Annotated in this window: 19 protein-coding genes and 1 tRNA gene; 7 read left to right on the forward strand and 13 right to left on the reverse strand. The window is 73.9% G+C overall.

The annotated features are described in order from the left end of the window. Positions 1–48: 48 nt before the first annotated feature. Positions 49–2,277, reverse strand: coding sequence for a catalase/peroxidase HPI (gene katG / locus CRP51_RS27340; protein ID WP_097234049.1), 2,229 nt, complete (start codon positions 2,275–2,277; stop codon positions 49–51). A gap of 250 nt (positions 2,278–2,527) precedes the next feature. On the opposite strand from katG, the gene CRP51_RS27345 reads away from it, so the two are divergent. After that, positions 2,528–2,941: a Fur family transcriptional regulator gene (locus tag CRP51_RS27345; RefSeq protein ID WP_097234050.1), complete on the forward strand. Its 414-nt coding sequence runs from the start codon at positions 2,528–2,530 to the stop codon at positions 2,939–2,941. Here the strand turns inward: CRP51_RS27345 and CRP51_RS27350 are convergent. From CRP51_RS27350 to CRP51_RS27365, 4 genes are all read right to left on the reverse strand, one after another. Beyond that, positions 2,908–3,999: a methyltransferase gene (locus CRP51_RS27350; RefSeq protein ID WP_141514687.1), complete on the reverse strand. Its 1,092-nt coding sequence runs from the start codon at positions 3,997–3,999 to the stop codon at positions 2,908–2,910. The genes CRP51_RS27345 and CRP51_RS27350 overlap by 34 nt on opposite strands. 210 nt (positions 4,000–4,209) lie before the next feature. After that, positions 4,210–4,296: transfer RNA gene (locus CRP51_RS27355), tRNA-Ser, on the reverse strand. A gap of 10 nt (positions 4,297–4,306) precedes the next feature. Further along, positions 4,307–4,795, reverse strand: coding sequence for a tRNA adenosine(34) deaminase TadA (gene tadA / locus CRP51_RS27360; RefSeq protein ID WP_097234067.1), 489 nt, complete (start codon positions 4,793–4,795; stop codon positions 4,307–4,309). Between the two features lie 46 nt (positions 4,796–4,841). Beyond that, positions 4,842–5,384, reverse strand: a complete 543-nt coding sequence (locus CRP51_RS27365) for a tRNA adenosine deaminase-associated protein (RefSeq protein WP_097234052.1) — start codon at positions 5,382–5,384, stop codon at positions 4,842–4,844. Positions 5,385–5,638: 254 nt separating this feature from the next. Here CRP51_RS27365 and upp point away from each other — a divergent pair, with 254 nt between their 5' ends. Continuing rightward, positions 5,639–6,271: a uracil phosphoribosyltransferase gene (upp, locus tag CRP51_RS27370; RefSeq protein ID WP_097234053.1), complete on the forward strand. Its 633-nt coding sequence runs from the start codon at positions 5,639–5,641 to the stop codon at positions 6,269–6,271. A 49-nt stretch (positions 6,272–6,320) separates the two neighbouring features. Here upp and CRP51_RS27375 read toward each other — a convergent pair whose 3' ends face one another. The 3 genes from CRP51_RS27375 to CRP51_RS27385 all read right to left on the reverse strand — a co-directional run bounded on the left by CRP51_RS27375 (position 6,321) and on the right by CRP51_RS27385 (position 8,966). Beyond that, positions 6,321–7,001 carry a LytR C-terminal domain-containing protein gene (locus CRP51_RS27375; RefSeq protein ID WP_097234054.1) on the reverse strand — a complete coding sequence of 227 codons (681 nt, stop codon included), beginning with the start codon at positions 6,999–7,001 and terminating at the stop codon, positions 6,321–6,323. Positions 7,002–7,109: 108 nt separating this feature from the next. Continuing rightward, the gene (locus CRP51_RS27380) at positions 7,110–7,409 is read right to left on the reverse strand and encodes a type II toxin-antitoxin system VapB family antitoxin (protein WP_097234055.1); all 300 of its coding nucleotides are present in this window, start codon (positions 7,407–7,409) and stop codon (positions 7,110–7,112) included. A gap of 114 nt (positions 7,410–7,523) precedes the next feature. Beyond that, positions 7,524–8,966 (reverse strand): M28 family peptidase, encoded by a 1,443-nt coding sequence (locus tag CRP51_RS27385; protein ID WP_097234056.1) that lies wholly within the window; start codon positions 8,964–8,966, stop codon positions 7,524–7,526. Between the two features lie 142 nt (positions 8,967–9,108). Here CRP51_RS27385 and CRP51_RS27390 point away from each other — a divergent pair, with 142 nt between their 5' ends. Beyond that, complete coding sequence (locus CRP51_RS27390; protein WP_097234057.1) at positions 9,109–10,032, forward strand: AEC family transporter; 924 nt, start codon at positions 9,109–9,111, stop codon at positions 10,030–10,032. Positions 10,033–10,138: 106 nt separating this feature from the next. Here CRP51_RS27390 and CRP51_RS27395 read toward each other — a convergent pair whose 3' ends face one another. From CRP51_RS27395 to CRP51_RS27405, 3 genes are read right to left on the reverse strand one after another with little or no spacing between them, the layout of a single operon-like run. Next, on the reverse strand, positions 10,139–11,065 hold the full coding sequence (locus tag CRP51_RS27395; protein ID WP_097234058.1) for a UbiA prenyltransferase family protein: 927 nt from the start codon (positions 11,063–11,065) through the stop codon (positions 10,139–10,141). Then, the gene (locus CRP51_RS27400; RefSeq protein ID WP_281259714.1) at positions 11,049–12,281 is read right to left on the reverse strand and encodes a 4-hydroxybenzoate 3-monooxygenase; all 1,233 of its coding nucleotides are present in this window, start codon (positions 12,279–12,281) and stop codon (positions 11,049–11,051) included. The genes CRP51_RS27395 and CRP51_RS27400 overlap by 17 nt, the downstream gene beginning before the upstream one ends. A 52-nt stretch (positions 12,282–12,333) precedes the next feature. Further along, positions 12,334–12,915 (reverse strand): chorismate--pyruvate lyase family protein, encoded by a 582-nt coding sequence (locus tag CRP51_RS27405; protein ID WP_097234060.1) that lies wholly within the window; start codon positions 12,913–12,915, stop codon positions 12,334–12,336. 343 nt (positions 12,916–13,258) lie between these two features. Here CRP51_RS27405 and CRP51_RS27410 point away from each other — a divergent pair, with 343 nt between their 5' ends. From CRP51_RS27410 to CRP51_RS27420, 3 genes are all read left to right on the forward strand, one after another. Continuing rightward, positions 13,259–14,791, forward strand: coding sequence for an SDR family oxidoreductase (locus CRP51_RS27410; RefSeq protein ID WP_097234061.1), 1,533 nt, complete (start codon positions 13,259–13,261; stop codon positions 14,789–14,791). Between the two features lie 94 nt (positions 14,792–14,885). Continuing rightward, positions 14,886–16,247 (forward strand): cryptochrome/photolyase family protein, encoded by a 1,362-nt coding sequence (locus CRP51_RS27415; protein WP_097234062.1) that lies wholly within the window; start codon positions 14,886–14,888, stop codon positions 16,245–16,247. A gap of 74 nt (positions 16,248–16,321) precedes the next feature. Continuing rightward, positions 16,322–17,188, forward strand: coding sequence for a PhzF family phenazine biosynthesis isomerase (locus CRP51_RS27420; protein WP_097234063.1), 867 nt, complete (start codon positions 16,322–16,324; stop codon positions 17,186–17,188). On the opposite strand, the gene CRP51_RS27425 is transcribed toward CRP51_RS27420, so the two are convergent. Further along, a complete protein-coding gene (locus tag CRP51_RS27425; RefSeq protein ID WP_097234064.1) occupies positions 17,189–18,298 on the reverse strand; it encodes a hypothetical protein in 1,110 nt (369 codons plus the stop codon). Positions 18,299–18,466: 168 nt separating this feature from the next. On the opposite strand from CRP51_RS27425, the gene CRP51_RS27430 reads away from it, so the two are divergent. Then, on the forward strand, positions 18,467–20,689 hold the full coding sequence (locus CRP51_RS27430; RefSeq protein WP_097234065.1) for a terpene synthase family protein: 2,223 nt from the start codon (positions 18,467–18,469) through the stop codon (positions 20,687–20,689). A 65-nt stretch (positions 20,690–20,754) separates the two neighbouring features. On the opposite strand, the gene CRP51_RS27435 is transcribed toward CRP51_RS27430, so the two are convergent. Then, the coding region (locus CRP51_RS27435; protein WP_500691308.1) for a rhamnogalacturonan lyase family protein at positions 20,755–21,452 on the reverse strand (698 nt) is incomplete at its 5' end.

The raw sequence follows: 21,452 nt of genomic DNA on the forward strand, positions 1-21,452 counted from the left end.
GGCAGCCGGCGAGTAACCGGCGATCGCCGGCGAGCAGCCGGTGATCGCTCAGGCGACGTCGAACCGGTCGAGGTCCATCACCTTCTGCCAGGCGGCGACGAAGTCGTGCACGAACTTCTCCTTGGCGTCGTCGCTCGCGTAGACCTCGGCGAGCGCCCGCAGCTCCGAGTGGGAGCCGAAGACCAGGTCCGCCCGGCTGCCGGTCCAGCGGACCTCGCCGGTGGCCTCGTCCCGCGCCTCGAACGTGTCGCCGTCCTCGTCCGCGCGGTGCCACTCGGTGCCCAGGTCGAGCAGGTTGACGAAGAAGTCGTTGGTCAGCGTCCCCGGCCGGTCGGTGAGCACACCGAGCGAGGAACCGCCCTGGTTGGCGCCCAGGACGCGCAGACCGCCGACGAGCACGGTCAGCTCGGGCGCGCTCAGCGTCAGCAGGTTGGCGCGGTCGATCAGCAGGTACTCGGCCGGCAGGCGCGTGCCCTTGCCGACGTAGTTCCGGAAGCCGTCCGCCTGCGGCTCAAGCGCCGCGAACGAGTCGGCGTCGGTCTGCTCGGCCGACGCGTCGACCCGGCCCGGGGTGAACGGGACCTCGACGTCGACGCCCGCGTCCCGCGCCGCCTTCTCGACGCCCACACCACCGGCGAGCACGATCAGGTCGGCCAGCGAGACACCCTTGCCGCCGGACTGCTCGCCGTTGAACGACTCCTGGACCTCCTCCAGCGTGCGCAGCACGCCGGCCAGCCGCTCCGGGTCGTTGACCTCCCAGTCGCGCTGCGGCGCGAGGCGCAGACGCGCGCCGTTGGCGCCGCCGCGCTTGTCGCTGCCGCGGAAGGAGGAGGCCGAGGCCCAGGCGGTCGAGACCAGGTCGGAGACCGAGAGGCCGGAGGCCAGCACGCGCTCCTTGAGCGCCGCGACGTCCTCGGCGGACAGCGGCGCGAAGGTCGCCTCCGGCAGCGGGTCCTGCCAGATCAGGGTCTCGCTCGGCACCTCGCTCCCGACGTACCGCGCGACCGGGCCCATGTCGCGGTGGGTCAGCTTGAACCAGGCGCGGGCGAACGCGTCGGCGAACTCCTGCGGGTTCTCGTGGAAGCGCCGCGAGATCGGCTCGTAGACCGGGTCGAACCGGAGCGCGAGGTCGGTGGTCAGCATCGTGGGCTGGTGCCGCTTCGACGGGTCGTGCGCGTCGGGAACGGCGTTGGCGCCGGCGCCGTCCTTCGGCCGCCACTGGTTGGCCCCGGCCGGGCTCTTGAACAGCTCCCACTCGAAGCCGAACAGCACGTCGAAGAAGGTGTTGTCCCACTTCGTCGGGGTCGGCGTCCAGGTGACCTCCAGGCCACTGGTGATGGTGTCGCCGCCCTTGCCGGTGCCGTAGGCGTTCTTCCAGCCCAGGCCCTGCGCCTCCAGCGGCGCGCCCTCCGGGTCGGCCCCCACGTTGTCGGCCGGGCCGGCGCCGTGGGTCTTGCCGAAGGTGTGACCGCCGGCGATCAGCGCCACGGTCTCCTCGTCGTTCATGGCCATCCGGCCGAACGTCTCGCGGATGTCGCGCGCGGCGGCGATCGGGTCCGGGTTGCCGTTGGGGCCCTCGGGGTTGACGTAGATCAGACCCATCTGGACCGCGCCGAGCGGGCTCTCCAGCTCGCGGTCACCCGTGTAGCGCTCGTCGCCGAGCCAGGTGGTCTCCGGGCCCCAGTAGACGTCCTCCTCGGCCTCCCACACGTCCTCGCGGCCGCCGGCGAAGCCGAAGGTGTCGAAGCCCATCGTCTCCAGCGCGACGTTGCCCGAGAGGATCAGCAGGTCGGCCCAGGAGAGGCTCTGGCCGTACTTCTTCTTCACCGGCCACAGCAGACGCCTGGCCTTGTCCAGGTTGCCGTTGTCCGGCCAGCTGTTGAGCGGGGCGAAGCGCTGCTGGCCGGCGCCCGCGCCGCCGCGGCCGTCGCTGATCCGGTAGGTGCCGGCGCTGTGCCAGGCCATCCGGATGATCAGCGGGCCGTAGTGGCCGAAGTCCGCCGGCCACCAGTCCTGCGAGGTGGTCAGCACCTCGGCGATGTCCCGCTTGACCGCGGGCAGGTCCAGGGCGGCGAAAGCCGCGGCGTAGTCGAAGTCCTCGTCGAGCGGGTTCGACACGGCCGGGTTCTTGGCGAGGATCTTCAGGTTCAGCCGGTTCGGCCACCACTGGCGGTTGCCGCCGCCCTGTGTCGGGTGCGGGGCGCGCCCGTGTGCGACGGGGCAGCCTCCGGCCCCCTCCGACGTGGCGTCTGCGACGGCGTCTTGGTTCTCAGACATGGGAATCCTTCCGGCCCGGGGCGGATCACGGTGGTTCGGCGACCAACGGTGGTGGCGTCGACCCGGTTGCCGCCGCTGGGGCTCCTCCACGGGGCCGATCGGGGTCTACCTGCCCCTTGGCTACCACCGGAACCGATCCTACGATGGACAGAGTACAAGTCAAGAAGCGAACCAAGGCCGTATCTCTTCCCAACTCGGACTTCCCCTGGTTAACTGTGCGTATCCCGTCAGACGTGAATAGGTGAACCCCATGAGCGACCTGCTGGAGCGACTACGCGGACGTGGCTGGCGGCTGACCTCGCAGCGACGCGTCGTCGCCGAGGTGCTCAACGGCGACCACGTGCACCTCACCGCCGACGAGGTGCACGCCCTCGCCACCCGCCGCCTGCCGGAGATCTCCCGCGCCACCGTCTACAACACCCTGGGCGAGCTGGTCACCCTCGGTGAGGTGACCGAGGTCTCCACGGACGGCCGCGCCAAGCGCTACGACCCGAACGGGCACCGCCCCCACCACCACCTGGTCTGCTCGCGCTGCGGCACGATCCGGGACGTGCGCCCGGGCGGCGACCCCCTGGCCGACCTGCCGACCGCCGAGCGCTTCGGCTTCACGGTCTCCGACGTGGAGGTCACCTACCGGGGCGTCTGCCCCGCCTGCGCCGACTGACCCGCGCTCCGCTCCCGGGGACCGGGCCGCCCCTGGGGACGGGACGTGGCGACGCACTCGAAGAGGTGGTGGCCGCAGGCGAGGCGTTCCGTGCGGAGCGGCGCCAGCCCCGCGCGGTCGAAGAGCGCGCGCAGGGCCGCCGCGGTGAACGGCCGGGACCCGTCGTGGCAGATCACCATCTGCGCCAACGCGTGCGCCGCCCCCTCCTCGCCCTCGAACAGCGGTTCCAGCACCAGCAGCCGCGCCCCCTCGGTGCGGGCCAGCGCGGCGCGCACGTTCTCCAGCAGCCGCAGCTGGAGATCCGGTGACCAGTCGTGGAGCACGTTCTTCAGCAGGAACCGGTCACCGTCCGCCGGGACCTCGGCGAAGACGTCCGCCGGTCGGAACGTCAGCCGCGCGCCGGCCGCGTGCGGCCGGGCGGCGGCCCGCGCGCAGACCGGTGGCCGGTCCAGGCAGACGCCCTCCAGCCACGGCGCGTGGGTCAGCAACGCGTCGAGCAGGGTGCCGTCCCCGCCGCCGACGTCCACCACCCGGCGCACCTCGCCGAAGTCGTAGGCGCCGGCCAGCGCGTGCGCGGTCGGGCGGCACAACTCGGCCATCGCCGCGTCGAAGACCGCGGCGGTCTCCGGATGCTCCGTCAGATAGGGGTAGAGGTCGGCGCCGTGGACACCGCGGAAGCCGGACTCGCCGCCGGTCAGCGTCCGGCCGAGGCCGTTGAACGCGTCGGTGTACGGGCCGGCCATCAGCACGCACATGTTCCGCACCGACCGCGGATGGTCGGCGCGCAGCGGCGCGAACGGGGCGGACAGCCGGTAGCCGCCCGCCCCGTCCGGTGCGAACGTGCCGGCCAGCGCCAGGGTGCGCAGCAACGCGTCGAGCACCTCCCGCCGGGTCCCGGTCGCCGCCGCGAGGTCGGCCACCGGGACGAAGTCGTCGCCCGCCAGGTCGGGCAGGCCCAGGCGCACGGCCTCGGCCAGGGCCTTGGCGAACTGGCCGCCGTAGGCGAGCCGGAGCACGGCGCGGACGTCGGGTTCTTCGGTCACGGATTCGCTGGTCACGGACATGTGCGCACCTCGCAGGGAAGGGGACGATGCCGTCCCCTCAGTGCTGCTCCGCGGACGGCCCGTCATGCGAGGGGGACACCCAGCACACCAGAACGAGGGCGGCGCGGGGCGCGCGCGGGGTCTCGTGGGTGCGGGAGGAGGCGTGAACGCCGAAGGCCCGGTCCCCCACGCGGGGGACCGGGCCTTCGTACGTGCTGCTCGCAGCGGTAGCGGAGGGATTTGAACCCTCGGTGGAGTTGCCCCCACACTCGCTTTCGAGGCGAGCTCCTTAGGCCGCTCGGACACGCTACCGAGAGAGAGCCTAACCCACCGTGGGCCGTGGTTCGAAACCGGTGGGGGGCGGGGGCTGCCGGCGCGGGGTGCGGAAGAAGTCGGTGAGGATCCCGGCGCACTCGTCGGCGAGCACGCCGGAGACCACCTCGGGGCGGTGGTTGAGACGGCGGTCGCGCAGCACGTCCCAGAGGGAGCCGGCCGCGCCGGTCTTCGCGTCGTGCGCGCCGTAGACCACGCGTCCCACCCGGGAGAGCACGGCGGCGCCCGCGCACATCGTGCACGGCTCCAGGGTGATCACGAGGGTGCAGTCGGTCAGCCGCCAGTCGCCGAGGCGCCCGGCGGCGGCGCGCAGCGCGAGCACCTCGGCGTGCGCCGTGGGGTCGGCGCCGGCCTCGCGTTCGTTGTGGTGTTCGGCGAGTGGTGCGGCATCGGGCCCGCCGGGGCCCAACAGCACGGCGCCGACGGGCACGTCGCCGGCCGCGCCCGCGAGCGCGGCCTGGGCGAGCGCCCGGCGCATGGCCGGGCGCCAGGGGTCACGGAGCGGGTCGCTCACCTGTCGGCCGTCACCTGACCGCCTCCAGGACGTCGGCGCAGCCCAGCGCGTCCGCGATCTCGCCGAGCGCGTCGTCGGGGCTGAGGGTGAGCACGGTCGCGGTCTCGATGCCGAGGTCGCTCAGCAGGGCCGCGTCGCCGACCGGGCCGCGCGGCGCCGACTCGCCGCTCTCCTCGTCGTCGTCGCCGTCCTCGGACGCCTCGCCCTCGGCCGAGCCGTCCTCGGTGCCGTCGAGGTCCACCATCCGCTCCAGGGCGTCGGGGGACGTCGGTGCCCGGCCGAGGAGTTCGTCGGTGAGCAGGATTTCGCCGTACGCGCTGCGCATCGCGCGGGCGGCGTCGGAGACGAAGACGCGGGGGTCGTCCTCGCCGTCGACGCGGACCAGCCCGAACCACGCGCCCTCCTGCTCGACGCAGATCAGCACCGTCTCGTCGTCGGAGACGGCCGCCCGGGCCAGCTCCGCCAACTCGTCGAGGCTCTCCACGTCGTCAAGCTCTGTATCACTCGCTTCCCAACCATGATCGGTCCGCGCGAGCAGTGCGGTGAAGTACACCGTGACTCTCCCCACTCGGTTCGGCAGTGCCCTTAAGCATCGTGGCAGATAAGGGATGCGCTGTCGGGTAACTCGGCAGTTCGCCAACGGTATGTCCGCCTGTGGTCTTCCCGGTTCTCGTTCCGACGCTGCCGGTCCCCACTCTCCACGGATGCGGCGCACCATGTCCACCGGGGGGTCACACACGGAGCGCCGGGGAACGGCGGGGGGCGGTGCCGGCGGCGGGCTCCGGGGCGTTCGCTACTGTCGAACACATGCGGACCCATGTCGTTGACCACCCGCTGGTGGCGCACAAGCTGACCACGTTGCGCGACGAGCGCACCGACTCCCCCACTTTCCGGCGGCTGGCCGACGAGTTGGTCACCCTGCTGGCCTACGAGGCGACCCGTGACGTCCGCACCGAGCAGGTGGACATCCGCACCCCGGTCACCACGACCACGGGCGTGCGTCTCTCCCACCCCAGGCCGCTGGTGGTGCCGATCATCAGGGCCGGGCTCGGGATGCTGGACGGGATGGTGCGGCTGCTGCCGACCGCGGAGGTCGGCTTCCTCGGGATGATCAGGGACGAGGAGACCCTCCAGGCGTCCACCTACGCCAACCGGATGCCCGAGGACCTGTCGGGCCGCCAGGTCTACGTGCTGGACCCGATGTTGGCGACCGGCGGCACGCTGGTGGTCGCGGTCGACGAGCTGATGCGCAGGGGCGCGGACGACGTGACGGTGATCTGCCTGCTGGCCGCGCCGGAGGGCGTGGAACGGATGGAGGCGGAGCTGGCCGACGCGCCGGTCACGGTGGTGACGGCCGCGCTGGACGAGGGCCTCAACGAGCAGGGCTTCATCGTTCCCGGCCTCGGTGACGCGGGCGACCGCATGTACGGCACGGCGTAGCCCGCCCGCCGGCGTGGGTCCGGCCGACCGGGGGCGGCGGTCGTGCCGCTCAGCAGTCCGCGTCGTCCGGGGCGGGTTCGGTGACCGGGACGGCCAGTTCCGCGAGGTGGACCTCGGCCTCCTCCGCGGTGGCCAGGTTGGTGAAGCCGTCGCCGAGCACCAGGTCGACGGCGGCGGGGCCGGTCGCGCCGGCCTCGCCCGCGGTCTCCGGGTCGCCGGTCTCCGCGCCGGCCAGCTGGGCCGTGACCAGCCCGACCGCGCCGGAGGCGTTGGCCGCCTCGGCGCCCAGCACCAGCCCCGGCGCCTCGACGCGGCCGTCGAGCGGCTCGGGCGCGTTCTCCACCTCGCCGATGGTGAAGCCGCGTTCGGCGAGCGCGTCGGCCGTCTCCTGCGCGAGGCCGGTGCGGGTGGTGGCGTTGTAGACGTTGACGGTGACGGACGTCGGCTCCGGGGCCTCCGGCGGGGCCGCGGCCTCGGTGGTCGGTTCGCAGGTCTCGCCGCCGCCGGCGGCGGACTTCGCCTGGGTGGAGCGGTCGCGCTCGCCGGAGCCGTCCGAGGTGAACACGTCGACCAGCTGCACCGTTCCGAAGCCCAGCACACCCAGCGCGGCCACCGTGCCGAGCGCGGCGAGCACCCTGCGCCGGTGGCGCGGGCGGCGCATACGCGGGTAACGGTCGCCCGTGACACGGAACTTCTTGCCGCCCATGCCAGGGGGCGTCAACATGCTCATGACGGCAGCGTAGTCAGACTTATCGCCATGGCCCAATATGTGATCAGCTGAATTGCTGATGAGGGGCCCGAACGGGGCAATGCCCCGCCCAGCGCGCCCCCCGGCGCGTCAGTCGTCGAGCTCCAGCACCCGGGCGTGCAGCACCTGCCGCTGCTGGAGCGCTGCGCGCACCGCGCGGTGCAGACCGTCCTCCAGATAGAGGTCGCCCTGCCACTTGACCACGTGGGCGAAGAGGTCGCCGTAGAACGTGGAGTCCTCGGCGAGCAGGGTCTCCAGGTCCAGCTGCTGTTTGGTGGTCACCAACTGGTCCAGGCGGACCGGGCGCGGGGCCACGTCAGACCACTCCCGGGTGTGGTCCCGGCCGTGGGCCGGATAGGGCCGTCCGTTTCCGATGCGCTTGAAGATCACACGGAGAGCCTACCGGGCGCGGCGCTCCCGCCGCAGCCTCCCGGCGTGGTACGCCCGGACACCGGGGGGCTGGCGCGCCTCGGGGGCGCGCGGGGCGGGCGGGCGCGGCGCGCGTCAGGGGAGGTGCCAGGCGTAGCGGCCGACGGCGCGGGCGAGCGCGCGGGTGTGGGCGGCGAGGGCCTCGGTCGAGACGTTCTCCACGGTGTCGCAGGCCCGGTGGTAGCAGGGGTCGTAGGGCTCGCCCGCGGTGCCGCCCCAGAGCGCGGCCTCCTCGGCGGTTTTCAGCCCCTCGCCGCCGGCGAAGGTCCCCCCTGCGGGGATGCCCGCCTCCAGGAAGGGGGCGTAGTCGCTGCGGCCGTTGAACGGGACGGTCCTGGTCCGCGAGGCGTCGCCGTCGCCGAGGAAGGCCGCCAGGTCCTCGGCGACGGCGGCCGAGCGGTCGTCCAGTCCCGCGCCGTCGTGGACGAAGAGCCCGTGGTTGGGGGAGCCGGCCATGTCGAGGTTGAGGTAGAGGGCGGTGGCCTCGCGTGCGGCGGGGCTGAGCCGGGCGACGTGGTGCTCGGCGCCGCGCAACCCCATCTCCTCGGCGGACCAGAGCGCGAAGCGGACCCGGTGCGGGTGCGCGCCCGCCGGCTCGTGTTCGGCCAGGGCGAGCGCGGTGGCCAGCACGGCGGCGGAGCCGGAGGCGTTGTCGTTGATGCCGGGGCCCTCGGCGACGGAGTCCAGGTGCGCGCCGACCACCACGGTGCTGGCCGGGTCGCCGCCCGGGGTGTCGGCGATGACGTTGAACGTCTCGCGGTCCTCGACCAGTTCGCGCAGTTCGAGCCTGACCGGCGCCCCCGGGTGCTCCGCGAGGGCGGCGAGCAGGGCCAGGCCGTCCTCGCGGGCGAGGCCGCCGACGGGCAGGGCCGCCGGGTCGGGGTCGCCGAGGGTGCCGGCCAGCTCGCCGGCCTCGGAGTTGTAGACCAGGGCGGCGACGGCGCCGGCGGAGGCCGCGTTGGCCTGCTTCTCCGCGTAGGTGCACTCGCCGCGCTCCATCAGGGCGACCCGGCCGGTCAGCTCCAGGCCGGCGAAGTCCTCGGCGGCGCAGCCGGCGCCGCCGGTGCCGTGCGCGGGGACGGCGGTCAGGGCCGCGGTGAGTCCGCCGGGCGCGGTGTCGCCGGTGTACGCCATGGCGCGCACCGGGATGTCCCGCTCCGCCCCGCCCTCCTCGCCGGTCGGCAGCAGGGTCAGCCGTTCGGCGAGCGTCTCCCGGTAGGGGAAGGTGAAGTGCTCGAACGCGACCCGCAGCCCGGCGCCGGTCAGGACGCGGGCGGCGTGCCGGGCGGAGATCTCGTGGCCCGGGCTCCCGGCGGCGCGGTGCCCCTCGGCGGCCTCGGCGGCGGACTGGAAGGCGTCGAGATGGCGGAGCGTGTCGGCGGCCGTGAGGCCGTCGGCCATCGACTCGCCGAGCGCCTCGCCCCGCTCCGCGGCGGCGGTGGGCGTCTCCCGGTGGTCCGAGGGGGCCCAGGGGGCGGCGAGCGCCAGGGCGAGCGCGGTGGCGACGAAAGCGATCATGTCAGGGGAGGTTATGTGAGGTTTATAGGGAAAGGCGTTAAGACGCACACGTCATTTCGGATTGATTTCTGTCAATGTGTGCCTTGTCTCGAAACCTGGGCGTCCATTGACGACTGATCGCCGGGCGACGGAAGGTTCGCACATGCGTGGGGTGCTGACCGGTTTTGTGATCATCGCGTCCGTCATCGTCGTCGGCTACCTGCTGGGGCGGCGCGGAGCCCTGGGAGAGAACGGCCGGGAGGTCCTCACCCGGCTGGCGTTCCAGGTGGCGACGCCGGCGCTGCTCTTCGTCACCGTCTCCGAGGCGGACCTCTCGGCGCTCTTCTCGCCCCAGCTGCTGGTCGCCGCCCTCACCTTCGTCACGGTCTCCGGCGTCTTCGTGGTGGTCGCCCTGATCCGCCGCTGGGGCGTCGGCCAGACGGTGGTCGGCGCGCTCTCCTCCGGCTATGTGAACGCGGCCAACCTCGGTATCCCCGTCGCCGTCTACGTGCTCGACGACATCTCGCTGGTCGCCCCCGTGCTGCTCTTTCAACAACTGGTCATCTCACCGGTCGTGTTGACCGTTCTCGACCTGACCACCCGACCGGCCGACGCGCGCGACGGCACACTGCGGCGGCTGACCACCCCGTTCCGCAACCCGATCGTGCTCGGGTCGCTCGCCGGCGTGGCCGTCGCCGCCTCGGGCTGGCGCCCGCCGACCGCCCTGATGGAGCCGGCGGTGCTGCTCGGCAACATGGCCGTGCCGGCCGTGCTGCTCGCCTTCGGGATCTCGCTCTACGGCAGCGAGATCCCCGGACGCGGCGCCGACCGCGCCCAGGTGCTGCTCGCCGTCGCGCTGAAGTCGGTGGCCGCGCCGGCGCTGGCGTGGCTGCTGGCGTTGGCCTTCGGCCTCGACCGGGACGCTCAGCTGGTCGTCGTCGTGACCGTCGCCCTGCCGACGGCGCAGAACGTGTTCACCTACGCCTCGCACTACGGGGTGGGCCTGCGACTGGCCCGCGAGTCGGTGCTGCTCTCGACGGCGCTGGCCGTCCCCGTCCTCACGCTCATCGCGGCGCTGCTGGGGTGAGCGGGGGCGGCTCCCCCGAGGGGCGTGCCTCGCCCGGGTGGGTGGTCGTCCCGGCCCGACGTGGGGCGGCGCGCGGTGCCCCGCGCCCCGGCGGGGGCGCCGTCGGTCACAGGCCGGTCAGGGCGTGGACCGGCAGCCCCAGGAGAGCGAAGCCCAGCACCACCAGCGGATACAGCGACGCGCGGTTGAAGACGTCCAGCGCCGTCGGCGGCTCGCTGCACCGCAGCAGCCGCAGCGCCGGCCAGACCAACGCGTAGCCGCCCGCCGCCAACGTGCCGGCCGCGCCCAGCAGCCCTACCACCGGCAGCGCCTCCAGCACCATCCCGACGCTGGCCGCGAACGTCACCAGCAGACCCACCGCCGACACCACCCCGCTGCGCCGGCGCCCGTAGACCGTGGGCACCGTCCGCACGCCGAGGTGCTTGTCCTCGTCCACGTCGGCGAGGTCGTTGACGATGTTCCGCCCGCCGATCTCCCAGGCCGCCAGCCACAGCGCGAAGAGCCACAGCAGCGGGTCGTTCACCGCGTCCGTCACCGCGAACCAGCCGACGCAGCCGCCGAGCGCCACCATCACGCCGGTGAGCAGCGTCTTGTAGGGGGTGACGCGGGCCAGCTTGCAGTAGAGCGCCTCCAGCACGCCCGCCGCGACGAACAGCACCACGCAGACCCAGCTGATCATCGCCGCCAGCACCAGCGAGACCGCGCCCAGCGACGCCACCCACGACGCGGCGACCGGCAGGCTCAGCCGTCCCTGCGCCAGCGGATGGCGCACCCCGGCGCTGTCGATGTCGTAGCCGTCGAACTCCCGCAGGTTGGCGAAGCGCTGCTGGTCGATGTTCCAGTCGATCAGGTCGTTCACCGCGAAGACGGCGAAGTACGCGGCGAACGCGGCCAGGCCGACCAGCACCATCCGCCCCGGCGAGGTGCCGCCGGCCAGCAGCAGGCCGAGCATCGGCTGCGCCACGCTCAGCGTGGCCTGGGTGCCCCGGGAGAAGCCGTAGAGCACCCGGACGTTCTCAACCAGGAGGGTCATGGCACCACTCCCGTACCCCGGAGCCCACATAGCGGTGCGCGAAGCGGTACGCGTGCGGTCCCGGCTCGGCCAGCCGACGTATCGCGGCCAGCCGCGACGCCAGCTCGGCGTCCGGCGCGGCGGACGCCTCCCCCGGCAGGTGGAGCAGCCCCAGCAGCCACTCGGAGAAGCCCAACACCCGCCGGACGTCCGCGAGTCGGGTGGCGCTGTAGGAGGCCAACGGCCCCTCGTCGCCCTCGCGCAGCCGCGCCACCAGCGCCTCGGCCAGCGCGGCGGCGTCGGCGATGGCCAGGTTCATCCCCTTGGCGCCCGAGGGGGTCAGCACATGGCCGGCGTCCCCGGCCAGCAGCAGCCGGCCGTGCGCCAGCGGCGTCAGCACACTGCTGTGCATCCGCAGCATCCGCACCTCCGGCATGGCGCCCAGCGCCGGCAGCCCCGCCGGGTCCCCGTCCGCCAGCCGCTGCCGCAGCTCGGCGACGATCCGCGGGGCCGGCCAGGCCGTCACGGCGTCGCCCGGCGGGCACTGGAGGTAGAAGCGGCTCAGCCGCGGGCCGCGCGGCATCATCCCCGCGAAGCCCGCGCGGTGTACCGCGTAGCGCACCCCTTCCGCCGGCTCGTCCACCTCCGCCAGCACCGTCAACCAGTCGTACGGATAGCGGCGGTTGTGCGCGCGGTGCCCGGTGGCGGGCAGCGCGGCACGCGATATGCCGCGGAAGCCGTCGCAGCCGACCACGTAGTCGCATTCGATCTCCATGCCCTCGCACTCCAGCCGGGGACGTCGGCCGGTGATGTTTGTTACCGCCCGCACGCTATGGGAGAACAGCGGGGGTGAACCGGCCCTCTCCAACCCGTCGACCAGGTCCCTGACCAGGTTCTGCTGCGGGTAGACATGGTGTTGGTGTCCGTCGGAGTACGCTCCGTAGTCCACCCGAACGGTGTGCCCCAGACAGCGGAAGTCGCACCAGTGGTGGCGGGTGGACTCGGCCAGCAGCCGGTCGGCGAGCCCCTGCGAGCGCAACCAGCGCACGGTCCGGTACTCAAGCAGCCCCGCGCGCTGGCGGCCCTCCACGCGCTCCCTGCTCGCGCGCTCCACCACCACGCAGTCGACCCCGCGCCGGGTCAACACGTTGGCCAACGCGAGGCCGGCCGGGCCGGCGCCCACGATGCCGACCTCGGTGCGCATCCGGCGCGCCGGCGCGCGCCGGGGCGCGGTCACGACGCGGAACGACCTCTCGGCGTGCGGACAGGCCGCGACATGGGAGGTCACCTCAGGCCGCCGGCACATGCGAGGGGTTGAACAACTCGTTGATCAGCACGAGCGGCTCGTCGCCGTGCCAGACCAGATAGGTCTTGAAGCAGGCGGGGCGATCGTCGCTGCCCTGCCCCCAGGGGCGGCGGCCGGTCTCCAGCAGCGTCCTGCGGTGCCCGGTGCCGGCCTCCGTCAACGCGCGGCCGAGCGGCACCGAGGTGGAGGTCAGACAGTGCTCGATGGCCGGTGCGAGGTCGAGCCGGGCGACGACATGGTTGACGGACAACGGCTCGCCTCCCTGCCGGGTCGTCGCCGTGTGCCGGACGAGCACGCCCGCGTCCTCGTCCACGCCGAGCAGCGCCGCGACGCCCTCCCCGGTCTGCCGCGTCGGCACCCGTAACTGGGCGAGACACCGCAGCCGCAACGATTCTCCGGCCAGCGACTCCAGGAGCGTGGTGGTCTGCCCCTCGCTGCTGAGCAGCATCCGTGTGAGGGGCGAGGCGAACTCGCCCGGACGGACCAGCGGCCACGTCCGTCTTCCCAACGGGAAGACGACCGGAAACGCCAGGGGGAAGACACCCGACGGTGTCGGTAACGACATCCTGATCACTCCTCACCGCCGTGCTACGAAAGGGCCAACGGTGTGTACCTCGTTGAGGTCACGGGCGACGGGCGGGGGCGAACAGACAACCGAGCCCTCGGGGACGGCCGACGGGACCGTCCTTCGGGGCGGCGGTGGTTGCACGGAATCCTCCCGGGGGCGGCCCGACGGCGGTGCCGGAAGCCCCGGTGGCAGCCGTCCGCGGTGCGGCGGCGGGTCGCTCGCGCGGCTCCGCGCGCCCCCTCCCCGGCCCGTCGGAGACGGCTCCGCTTGCGGGGGGCGGGGGGCGGGCGAAGCATGGCGGAGGAGGGCGCGCCCCGCGCCCGGAGGCGGAGGAGATGCGATGGGGCGGGCCGAACCGGAGGCACCGTTGCGGGTCCTCGTGACCGGGGCGACCGGCTACCTCGGCGGGCGGCTGGTCCCCGAGCTGCTGGCCGCCGGGCACTCCGTGCGCTGCCTGGCGCGCACCCCGGCGAAGCTGAGCGGCCGCCCCTGGGCGGGCCGGGTCGAGGTGGTGCGCGGGGACCTGACCGACGGCGACTCGCTGACCGAGGCGCTGCGCGACATCGACGTGGCGTACTACCTGGTCCACGCGCTCGGCGGCGGCGGTGACTTCGCGGCGCGGGACCGGCTGGCCGCGCACACCTTCGCCGAGCGGGCGCGCGCCGCCGGGGTCGGCCGGATCGTGTACCTCGGCGCGTTGACCCCGCCGAACGTGCCGGAGGAACGGCTCTCCCCCCATCTGCGTTCGCGGGCCGAGGTGGGGCGGGTGCTGCTGGACTCCGGGGTGCCGACGGCGGTGCTCGGGGCGGCGGTGGTGATCGGATCGGGCTCCGCCTCGTTCGAGATGTTGCGGCACCTGACCGAACGTCTTCCGGTGATGACCACTCCGGCCTGGGTGCGCACCAAGGTGCAGCCGATCGCGGTCCGCGACGTGCTGCATCTGCTGGTCGGCTGCGCGCGGCTGCCGGCGCATCTCAACCGCGAGTTCGACATCGGCGGCCCCGACGTCCTGACCTACCAGGACATGATGCGCCGCTACGCGCTGCACGCCGGGCTGCCCCGGCGGGTCATCCTGCCGGTGCGGGTGCTCAGCCCGGGGCTCTCCAGCCTGTGGGTCGGCCTGGTCACGCCGGTGCCGAGGCGGCTGGCACGGCCCCTGGTGGAGTCGCTGCGCCACGAGGTGGTCTGCCGTGAACAGGACCTGACCTGCTATGTGTTGCCGCCGCCCGGCGGGTTTCTCGGCATCGACCTGGCGCTGCGGCGCGCGATCCGGCGCGTCGGCGGGGCGGAGCCCGTGGCGCCGGCCGAGCGGGTCGCGCCGAGCGACCCGCTGCCGAGCGACCCGTCGTGGGCGGGCGGCGACCTCTACACGGACCGGCGGGAGCGGGTGGTGCACGCGGACCGGGACGCGCTCTGGCGGGTGATCGAGGGCATCGGCGGCCAGAACGGCTGGTACTCCTCGCCGTTGGCATGGGCGGTGCGCGGCTGGCTGGACACCCTGACCGGCGGCGTGGGGGCGCGGCGCGGGCGGCCGGACCCGGCGCGGCTGCGGCTGGGCGACGCGCTGGACTTCTGGCGGGTGGTGGCGCTGGAACGCGGCTCGCTGCTGCGGCTGCGGGCCGAGATGCGGCTGCCGGGCGAGGCGTGGCTGGAGTTGGGCGTCGGGACCGACGCGGAGGGTCGGACGGTCTACCGGCAGCGGGCGCTCTACCATCCACGCGGGCTCGCCGGCCATCTGTACTGGTGGGCGGTGGCACCGTTCCACGCCTGGATCTTCGGCGGCATGGTCCGGAAGATCTCGGCGCGCGCCGAGTCGGACGCCGGCGTGGAAGTCGGCGCGCGGTCGGCCGCCGCACGCCCCTCGCCCGGCTGAACGGCCCGGCACCGCCCGCCCCCGCCTGACACCGCTCGCCACCGCCCTTCGACCACGGCCCCGAACGGGCCGACCCACGCAGGGAGTTCCCCCCTTGGACGTCTCCATCGCGCTCTTCACCGCCGACCTGCGGCTGCGCGACAACCCGGTGCTGCGCGGCGCGCTGCGCTCGGCCCGGCGGGTCGTGCCGCTCTTCGTCGTGGACCGGGGGATCGCCGCACGCGGCTTCGCCGTGCCCAACCGCGCCGCGTTCCTCGCCGACGCCCTCGCCGAGCTGGACGAGGCGCTGCGGAAGCGCGGCGGTCGGCTGGTGGTCCGGCACGGCGACGTGGTGGACGAGACGGCCGCCGTCGCCGCCGAGACCGGAGCGGGTGAGGTGCATCTGGCGGCGGGCGTCAGCGCCTACGCAGACCGGCGCGAACGGCGCCTGCGCGCGGCACTCGAACAGGACGGGCGCGCCCTCACGGTCCATGACGCGGTGCTCACCGTCGTTCCGCCCGGCGCCCTGACCCCGGCGGGCAAGGACCATTTCGCCGTCTTCACGCCGTACTTCCGCCGCTGGGAGGGCGAGAGCCCGCGCCGCCCGGGGCCCGCGCCCCGCGAGGTGCCGGTACCGGAGGACGTGCGCTCCGAGCCGCCGCCCGAGGCCGCGGCGCTCGCCTCGGGCGAGCCCTCGCCCGGACTGCCGCGCGGCGGCGAGGCCACCGGCCAGCGGCGGCTCGCCGCCTGGCTGCGCACCGGCCTGGAGGGCTACGCCCGCGACTCCGACGACCTGGCCGGCGACTCCACCTCGCGGCTCTCGCCCTATCTGCACTTCGGCTGCCTCTCCCCGACCGAGGTGGTGCACCGGGCACGGGAACGCGGCGGCGCCGGCACGGACGCGTTCGTCCGCCAGCTGGCCTGGCGCGACTTCCACCACCAGGTGCTGGCCGCCCGCCCCGCCGCCGGGCACCGCGACTACCGGGGCCACGACGACCGTTGGCGGAAGGACCGGGCCGCGTTCGACGCCTGGCGCGAGGGGCGCACCGGCTACCCGGTGGTGGACGCGGCGATGCGGCAGTTGCTGCACGAGGGGTGGATGCACAACCGGGCGCGGCTGCTGGTCGCCAGCTTCCTGACCAAGACCCTCTATCTGGACTGGCGCGCGGGCGCCCGGCACTTCCTGGCACTGCTGGTCGACGGCGACATGGCCAACAACCAGCTCAACTGGCAGTGGGCCGCGGGCACCGGCACCGACACCCGCCCCAACCGGGTGCTCAACCCGCTCAGCCAGGCCCGCAGGTTCGACCCGCGCGGCGACTACGTCCGGCGCTGGGTACCGGAGTTGGCCGACATCCCGGGGCGCGCGGTGCACAGGCCCTGGCGGCTGCCCGAGGGACAGCGCCCGGCCGACTACCCCCCGCCGATGGTCGACCTGACGGCGGGCGCGGAACGTTTCCGGGACGCGCGGGCGTGAACGGGGGCGCACGGATGTGAACGGGGCGCGAACTCGGTGGACAGCGCCCCGTCGTGGCTGACAGGTTGCCGGTCATGACCCAAGAGACCACGCCCGACCTGCTGCGTTACGCGGCCTTCACCGACGACCCGGCCGGGGGCAACCCGGCGGGTGTCGTTCTGGACGCCTCCGGCCTCGACGAGGCGGCCATGCTGGCCGAGGCTGCCCGCGTCGGCTACTCCGAGACCGCCTTCGTCACCGAGGCCGACCACGAGCGACGCCGTTACCGGTTGCGGTACTTCAGCCCGCTCGCCGAGGTCGCGTTCTGCGGCCACGCCACCGTCGCCACCGCCGCCGCGCTGGCGGAGCGGAACGGCCCGGGGCCGCTGTGGTGCGAGACCCAGGCGGGCGGGATCGGCGTGGACACCGCCGTCGACGCCGGCGGGCCGCAGGCCACGCTGACCAGCGTGGAGACCGCTTCGGCGCCCGCGTCGCCGGCCGACGTCGAGGCCGCGCTCGCCGCGCTCGGCTGGGCGGCGGACGACCTCGACCCGGCGCTGCCGCCGCACGTCGCCTTCGGCGGCAACGACCACCTGGTGCTGGCCGCCGGCTCCAGGGCTCGACTGGCCGCGCTCGACTACGACTTCGACGCGCTGGCCGCGCTCTGCCGCGCGCGTTCCTGGACCACCGTCCACCTGGTGGCGCGCGACGGGGACGACCCCGCGACGTTCCACGTCCGCGACCCGTTCCCGCTCGGCGGGGTGGTGGAGGACCCGGCGACCGGCGCGGCGGCCGCCGCGTTCGGGGGCTATCTCCGCGCCCTCGGCCTGGTCACCGCGCCCACCCGCTTCCGGCTGCGGCAGGGCGAGGACATGGGACGCCCCAGCCTGCTGCTGCTCGACCTCGACCCCGACGACCCGCGGGCCCGCGTCACCGGCCGCGCGGTGCGCATCCCCGGGTAGTCACTCCCCGCCGCCCCCACCGCCGCCGTCCCCGCCACCCCCGCCGGAGTCACCGCCCCCGGAGTCGCCGCCCGAGCCACCGCCCGAGTCGCCGTCCGCGCCCCCGCCCCCGCCGTCGCTCCAGCCGTCGCCGGAGGCGCCCGGGCCCGAGTCCTCGCGGCTCTCGCCGAGGCCCGTGTACCAGGGCAGCTCCCAGGCCGCCGGCGCCTCGGGCGACGGCTGGGCGTGCCGGCTGCCGAACCGCGCGGTGCCCGTCGCCTCGCCCAACCCCAGGGCCACACCGCAGAGATGGGCCAGTGCGGCGTCCAGCGGGTCCCGCGACCGGTGGCGGATGTCGGCCAGCGGCAGCAGCCCGTCGGCCGACGGCCGTGGCCTCGGCCGAGCGAGCGTCGCCACGGCCCTGCCGTCGCGCAGCAGCCGTCCCCAGGTCCGCGAGGACCGGACCAGCTGCCACTCGGGCGCGCCGTCGGGGAACGCCCCGCCGGGGTCAGCGTCGTAGGAGAAGGTGACCGAACGCCCCCAACGGCTCCAGGTCGGCCTCATGTTCACCGGCCGCTCGCCGATCGTGACCACCAAGCCGGCCAGCGGGGCACCCGCCCCCGCCGACCAGCCGTAGGGGCCGCGCAACCGCACCGGCGGCGCGCCCTCGGTCCACACGTCGGCCCGCACCAGCCGGCGGTCCACCGCCACCACCACCGGCCGCCCGTGCGGGCCGGGCGCCTGCCGCCGCGCGATCCACAGCGGCACGCCCTCGGCTTCCGCCCGCCGCGCCGCCTCCCGCACCGCGCCTGCCCCGCCGGCGTGCCGCGCCGCCAACTCGCCGAGGGCGGCGGCGAATCCGGCGACGTCGCGCACCCGCAGCGGCAGCGCCGTCCCGCTCGCGCGGACCAGCGGCAGCCGCCCGGGGCCGTGCGGCAGCCCGGCCAGCGGCCGTTCGCTGCCGCCACCGCCCAGCCAGACGCCGCGCAGCCACGCGTCGGCGACCGCCACCAGCCCCAACTCGCCCACCGGCGTGCGCCGTGCGCCGACCCTCAGCTCGTGCTCGGTCAGCGTGACCGGGCGCGCCAGCGGGTTCCAGCCCCGCTTCTCCGCGTAACGCGTCAACTCCATGCCCTGCGACCCCCGTTGCTCGTTGCCGTCGCCCTCTTCGGCGTCCGTTCGACACCCGTTGCAGGTACATCATGTGACTTATCTGGAGGCCGGGTAGTTCCCGAAACCGAGGGGTAGGACTGTCTGCCGATCGGGCGACCCGAGCAGACAAACAGAGAAGACACCGCCATGGCACAGCCGTTCGTACTGCCGGACTTCTACCTGCCGCACCCCGCGCGGCTCAACCCCCATCTGGAGCAGGCCAGATCCCACACCACCGCCTGGGCGCGGCGGATGGGGATGCTGGAGGGCTCCGGCATCTGGACCGAACAGGACCTCGCCGACCACGACTACGCCCTGCTGTGCGCCTACACCCACCCCGACGCCACCGCCGAGGGGCTCGACCTGGTCACCGACTGGTACGTGTGGGTCTTCTTCTTCGACGACCACTTCCTGGAGATCTTCAAGCGCTCCCAGGACCGGGCCGGCGGCAAGGCGTATCTCGACCGCCTCCCCGCCTTCATGCCGATGGGCGACACCCCGCCGCCCGAGCCCACCAACCCGGTCGAGGCCGGGCTCGCCGACCTCTGGGCCCGCACCACCCCCGCCATGTCGGCGGACTGGCGCGCGCGCTTCGCGGAGAGCACCGAACACCTGCTCAACGAGTCCCTCTGGGAGCTGTCGAACATCAACGCCGGCCGGGTCCCCAACCCGGTCGAGTACATCGAGATGCGCCGGAAGGTCGGCGGTGCCCCCTGGTCCGCCGGCCTCGTCGAGTACGCCGCCGGCGCCGAGATCCCCGCCCGCGTCGCCGGCAGCCGCGCGCTGCGCGTGCTGCGCGACACCTTCTCCGACGGCGTGCACCTGAGGAACGACCTCTTCTCCTACCAGCGGGAGACCGAGGAGGAGGGCGAGCTCAGCAACGGCGTCCTGGTGCTGGAGAAGTTCCTCGGCATCACCACCCAGGAGGCCGCCGACTCGGTCAACGACCTGCTGACCTCGCGGCTCCAGCAGTTCGAGCACACCACCTTCACCGAGCTGCCGACCCTGGCCGTCGAGGCCGGCCTCGACCCGGCCGAGCAACTGGCCGTCGCCGCCTATGTCAAGGGCCTCCAGGACTGGCAGTCCGGCGGCCACGAGTGGCACCTGCGCTCCAGCCGCTACATGAACGAGGGCGCCGTCGACGAGCGGGCCCCCGCGCGTGCCGCGTTCCCGCTGCCGCTCGGACCCACCGGGCTCGGCACCTCGGCCGCCGACCTCGGGCGTGCCGCCGGCCGGCTCGGCACCCGGCGGCTGCGCACGTTCAGTCATCTGCCGCACCCGGTCGGTCCGTCCCGACTCCCCGACTTCGAGATGCCGTTCCAGGTCAGGCTCAGCCCGCACCTGGACCGCGCGCGGCGCCATGTCGTGGAATGGGCGCACGGGCAGGGGCTGTTGCTGCCGCAGCCGGGCCAACCGGCCTCCTACATCTGGGACGAGGCCGACCTGGTCGACTTCGACTTCCCGCTGTGCGCCGCCGGCATCCACCCCGACGCCACCGAGGAGGGGCTCAACCTCACCTCCTGCTGGCTCACCTGGGGCACCTACGGCGACGACTACTTCCCCGCGGTCTTCGGCCGCGTCCGGGACCTGGCGGGCGCCCGCGCCTGCGTCGCGCGGATGCCGGGGCTGATGCCGGTCGACGGCGAGCCGTCCGCCGTCCCGCTCGACGCGCTCGAACGCTCGCTGGCCGACCTGTGGGCGCGCACCGCGGCGCCGATGGACGTCGAGGCGCGGCGCACCTTCCGCGCCACCATCGAGACGATGACGCAGAGCTGGGTCTGGGAGCTGGAGAACCAGGCGTTCAACCGGGTGCCCGACCCCGTCGACTACATCGAGATGCGCCGGGCCACCTTCGGCTCCGACCTCACGATGAGCCTCTGCCGCATCGGCCACGGCCGCACCGTGCCGCCCGAGGTCTACCGCAGCGGCCCCATGCGTTCCCTGGAGAACGCGGCGGCCGACTACGCGGCGCTGCTCAACGACGTGTTCTCGTACCAGAAGGAGGTCGAGTTCGAGGGCGAGCTGCACAACGGCGTGCTGGTGGTGCAGAACTTCTTCGACACCGACTACCCCACCGGGCTCGCCATCCTGCACGACCTGATGAAGGGCAGGATGCGGCAGTTCCAGCATGTCGCGGCGCATGAACTCCCGGTGCTCTACGACGACTTCGATCTGAGTGCCGAGGCGCGCGCGGTACTCGCCGGCTATGTCCAGGAGTTGGAGAACTGGCTCTCCGGCATCCTGCTCTGGCACCAGGACTGCCACCGCTACGGCGAGGCCGACCTGCGCCGCGTCCGGGGCCCCAGGGGCCTGGGCACCACGGCCGCCCGGCTGCCCCAACTCGCGGGACGCGTCGCGTCGTTGGGCTGAGCACACGCGTCGGCGGTCGGTCCGGGGCCCCTGGACCGACCGCCGACGCCGCGCGTCCCTTCCGCTCAGCGGGGCAGCGGCACCTCGGACCAGTCCATGTCGGCCGCGAGGTAGAAGCCCGGGTGGGAGGGCTGGTTGTAGGTGGTCTGCTGGCGGGCGACCTCGACGCGGTACTGGGGGTCGTGCATCAGGGTGTACAGCTTGTGGTCGGTGACCTCGGTGCTGGTGTAGATCCGGATCGCCGAGCTGTCCTCGGTCCGCAGCAGCAGCTCCTCGCGCCAGTCGCCCCAGATGTCGGCGACCAGCGACGGGTTGCCCTTGGTGTGGTTGTTGGTGCGGGTGCCCTCCGCGGTCAGCAGCGTGCCGCGCTCCCAGTCCTCGACGGTCGGCGTCACCTCCAGCGCGCCGTCGACGAGCTGGGTCGTGGGCTCGGCGCCGAAGCGGATGCTGGCGTTGGTGCCCGGGGTCTCGTCACCCAGCCGCTCGCCGTCCGCGCTCCACAGCCCGACGTCCGAGCCCCACGTCTCCAGTCCCGGCCGCTCGGGGTCGACGTCGCCGACCATCCCGCGCCCGGTGTCCACGCCGGTGTAGCCGCCGTACAGCACCTCGCCGGTCGCGGCGTCGCGGAGCGCGTGCCCGTAGGGAGCGCTCGCTCCTCCCTCGTGGACGGTGAAGATTTCGAGGCCGGGGTTGTGGGGGTCGATGTCGGTGACGTGCATGGCGTCGCCGTGGCCGAGGCGGGCGGTGGTGTCGGGGGTGTCGC

It is taken from the genome of Streptomyces zhaozhouensis (assembly GCF_900230195.1).
GTDB classification, from domain to species: domain Bacteria; phylum Actinomycetota; class Actinomycetes; order Streptomycetales; family Streptomycetaceae; genus Streptomyces; species Streptomyces zhaozhouensis.

Excerpts from the sequence above, each read along its gene's own strand:
- katG (WP_097234049.1), bottom strand. The coding sequence starts at position 2,277 with ATGTCTGAGAACCAAGACGCCGTCGCAGACGCCACGTCGGAGGGGGCC.
- CRP51_RS27345 (WP_097234050.1), top strand. The coding sequence starts at position 2,528 with ATGAGCGACCTGCTGGAGCGACTACGCGGACGTGGCTGGCGGCTGACC.
- tadA (WP_097234067.1), bottom strand. The coding sequence starts at position 4,795 with ATGCGCCGGGCGCTCGCCCAGGCCGCGCTCGCGGGCGCGGCCGGCGAC.
- upp (WP_097234053.1), top strand. The coding sequence starts at position 5,639 with ATGCGGACCCATGTCGTTGACCACCCGCTGGTGGCGCACAAGCTGACC.
- CRP51_RS27375 (WP_097234054.1), bottom strand. The coding sequence starts at position 7,001 with ATGAGCATGTTGACGCCCCCTGGCATGGGCGGCAAGAAGTTCCGTGTC.
- CRP51_RS27385 (WP_097234056.1), bottom strand. The coding sequence starts at position 8,966 with ATGATCGCTTTCGTCGCCACCGCGCTCGCCCTGGCGCTCGCCGCCCCC.
- CRP51_RS27390 (WP_097234057.1), top strand. The coding sequence starts at position 9,109 with ATGCGTGGGGTGCTGACCGGTTTTGTGATCATCGCGTCCGTCATCGTC.
- CRP51_RS27395 (WP_097234058.1), bottom strand. The coding sequence starts at position 11,065 with ATGACCCTCCTGGTTGAGAACGTCCGGGTGCTCTACGGCTTCTCCCGG.
- CRP51_RS27405 (WP_097234060.1), bottom strand. The coding sequence starts at position 12,915 with ATGTCGTTACCGACACCGTCGGGTGTCTTCCCCCTGGCGTTTCCGGTC.
- CRP51_RS27410 (WP_097234061.1), top strand. The coding sequence starts at position 13,259 with ATGGGGCGGGCCGAACCGGAGGCACCGTTGCGGGTCCTCGTGACCGGG.
- CRP51_RS27420 (WP_097234063.1), top strand. The coding sequence starts at position 16,322 with ATGACCCAAGAGACCACGCCCGACCTGCTGCGTTACGCGGCCTTCACC.
- CRP51_RS27425 (WP_097234064.1), bottom strand. The coding sequence starts at position 18,298 with ATGGAGTTGACGCGTTACGCGGAGAAGCGGGGCTGGAACCCGCTGGCG.
- CRP51_RS27430 (WP_097234065.1), top strand. The coding sequence starts at position 18,467 with ATGGCACAGCCGTTCGTACTGCCGGACTTCTACCTGCCGCACCCCGCG.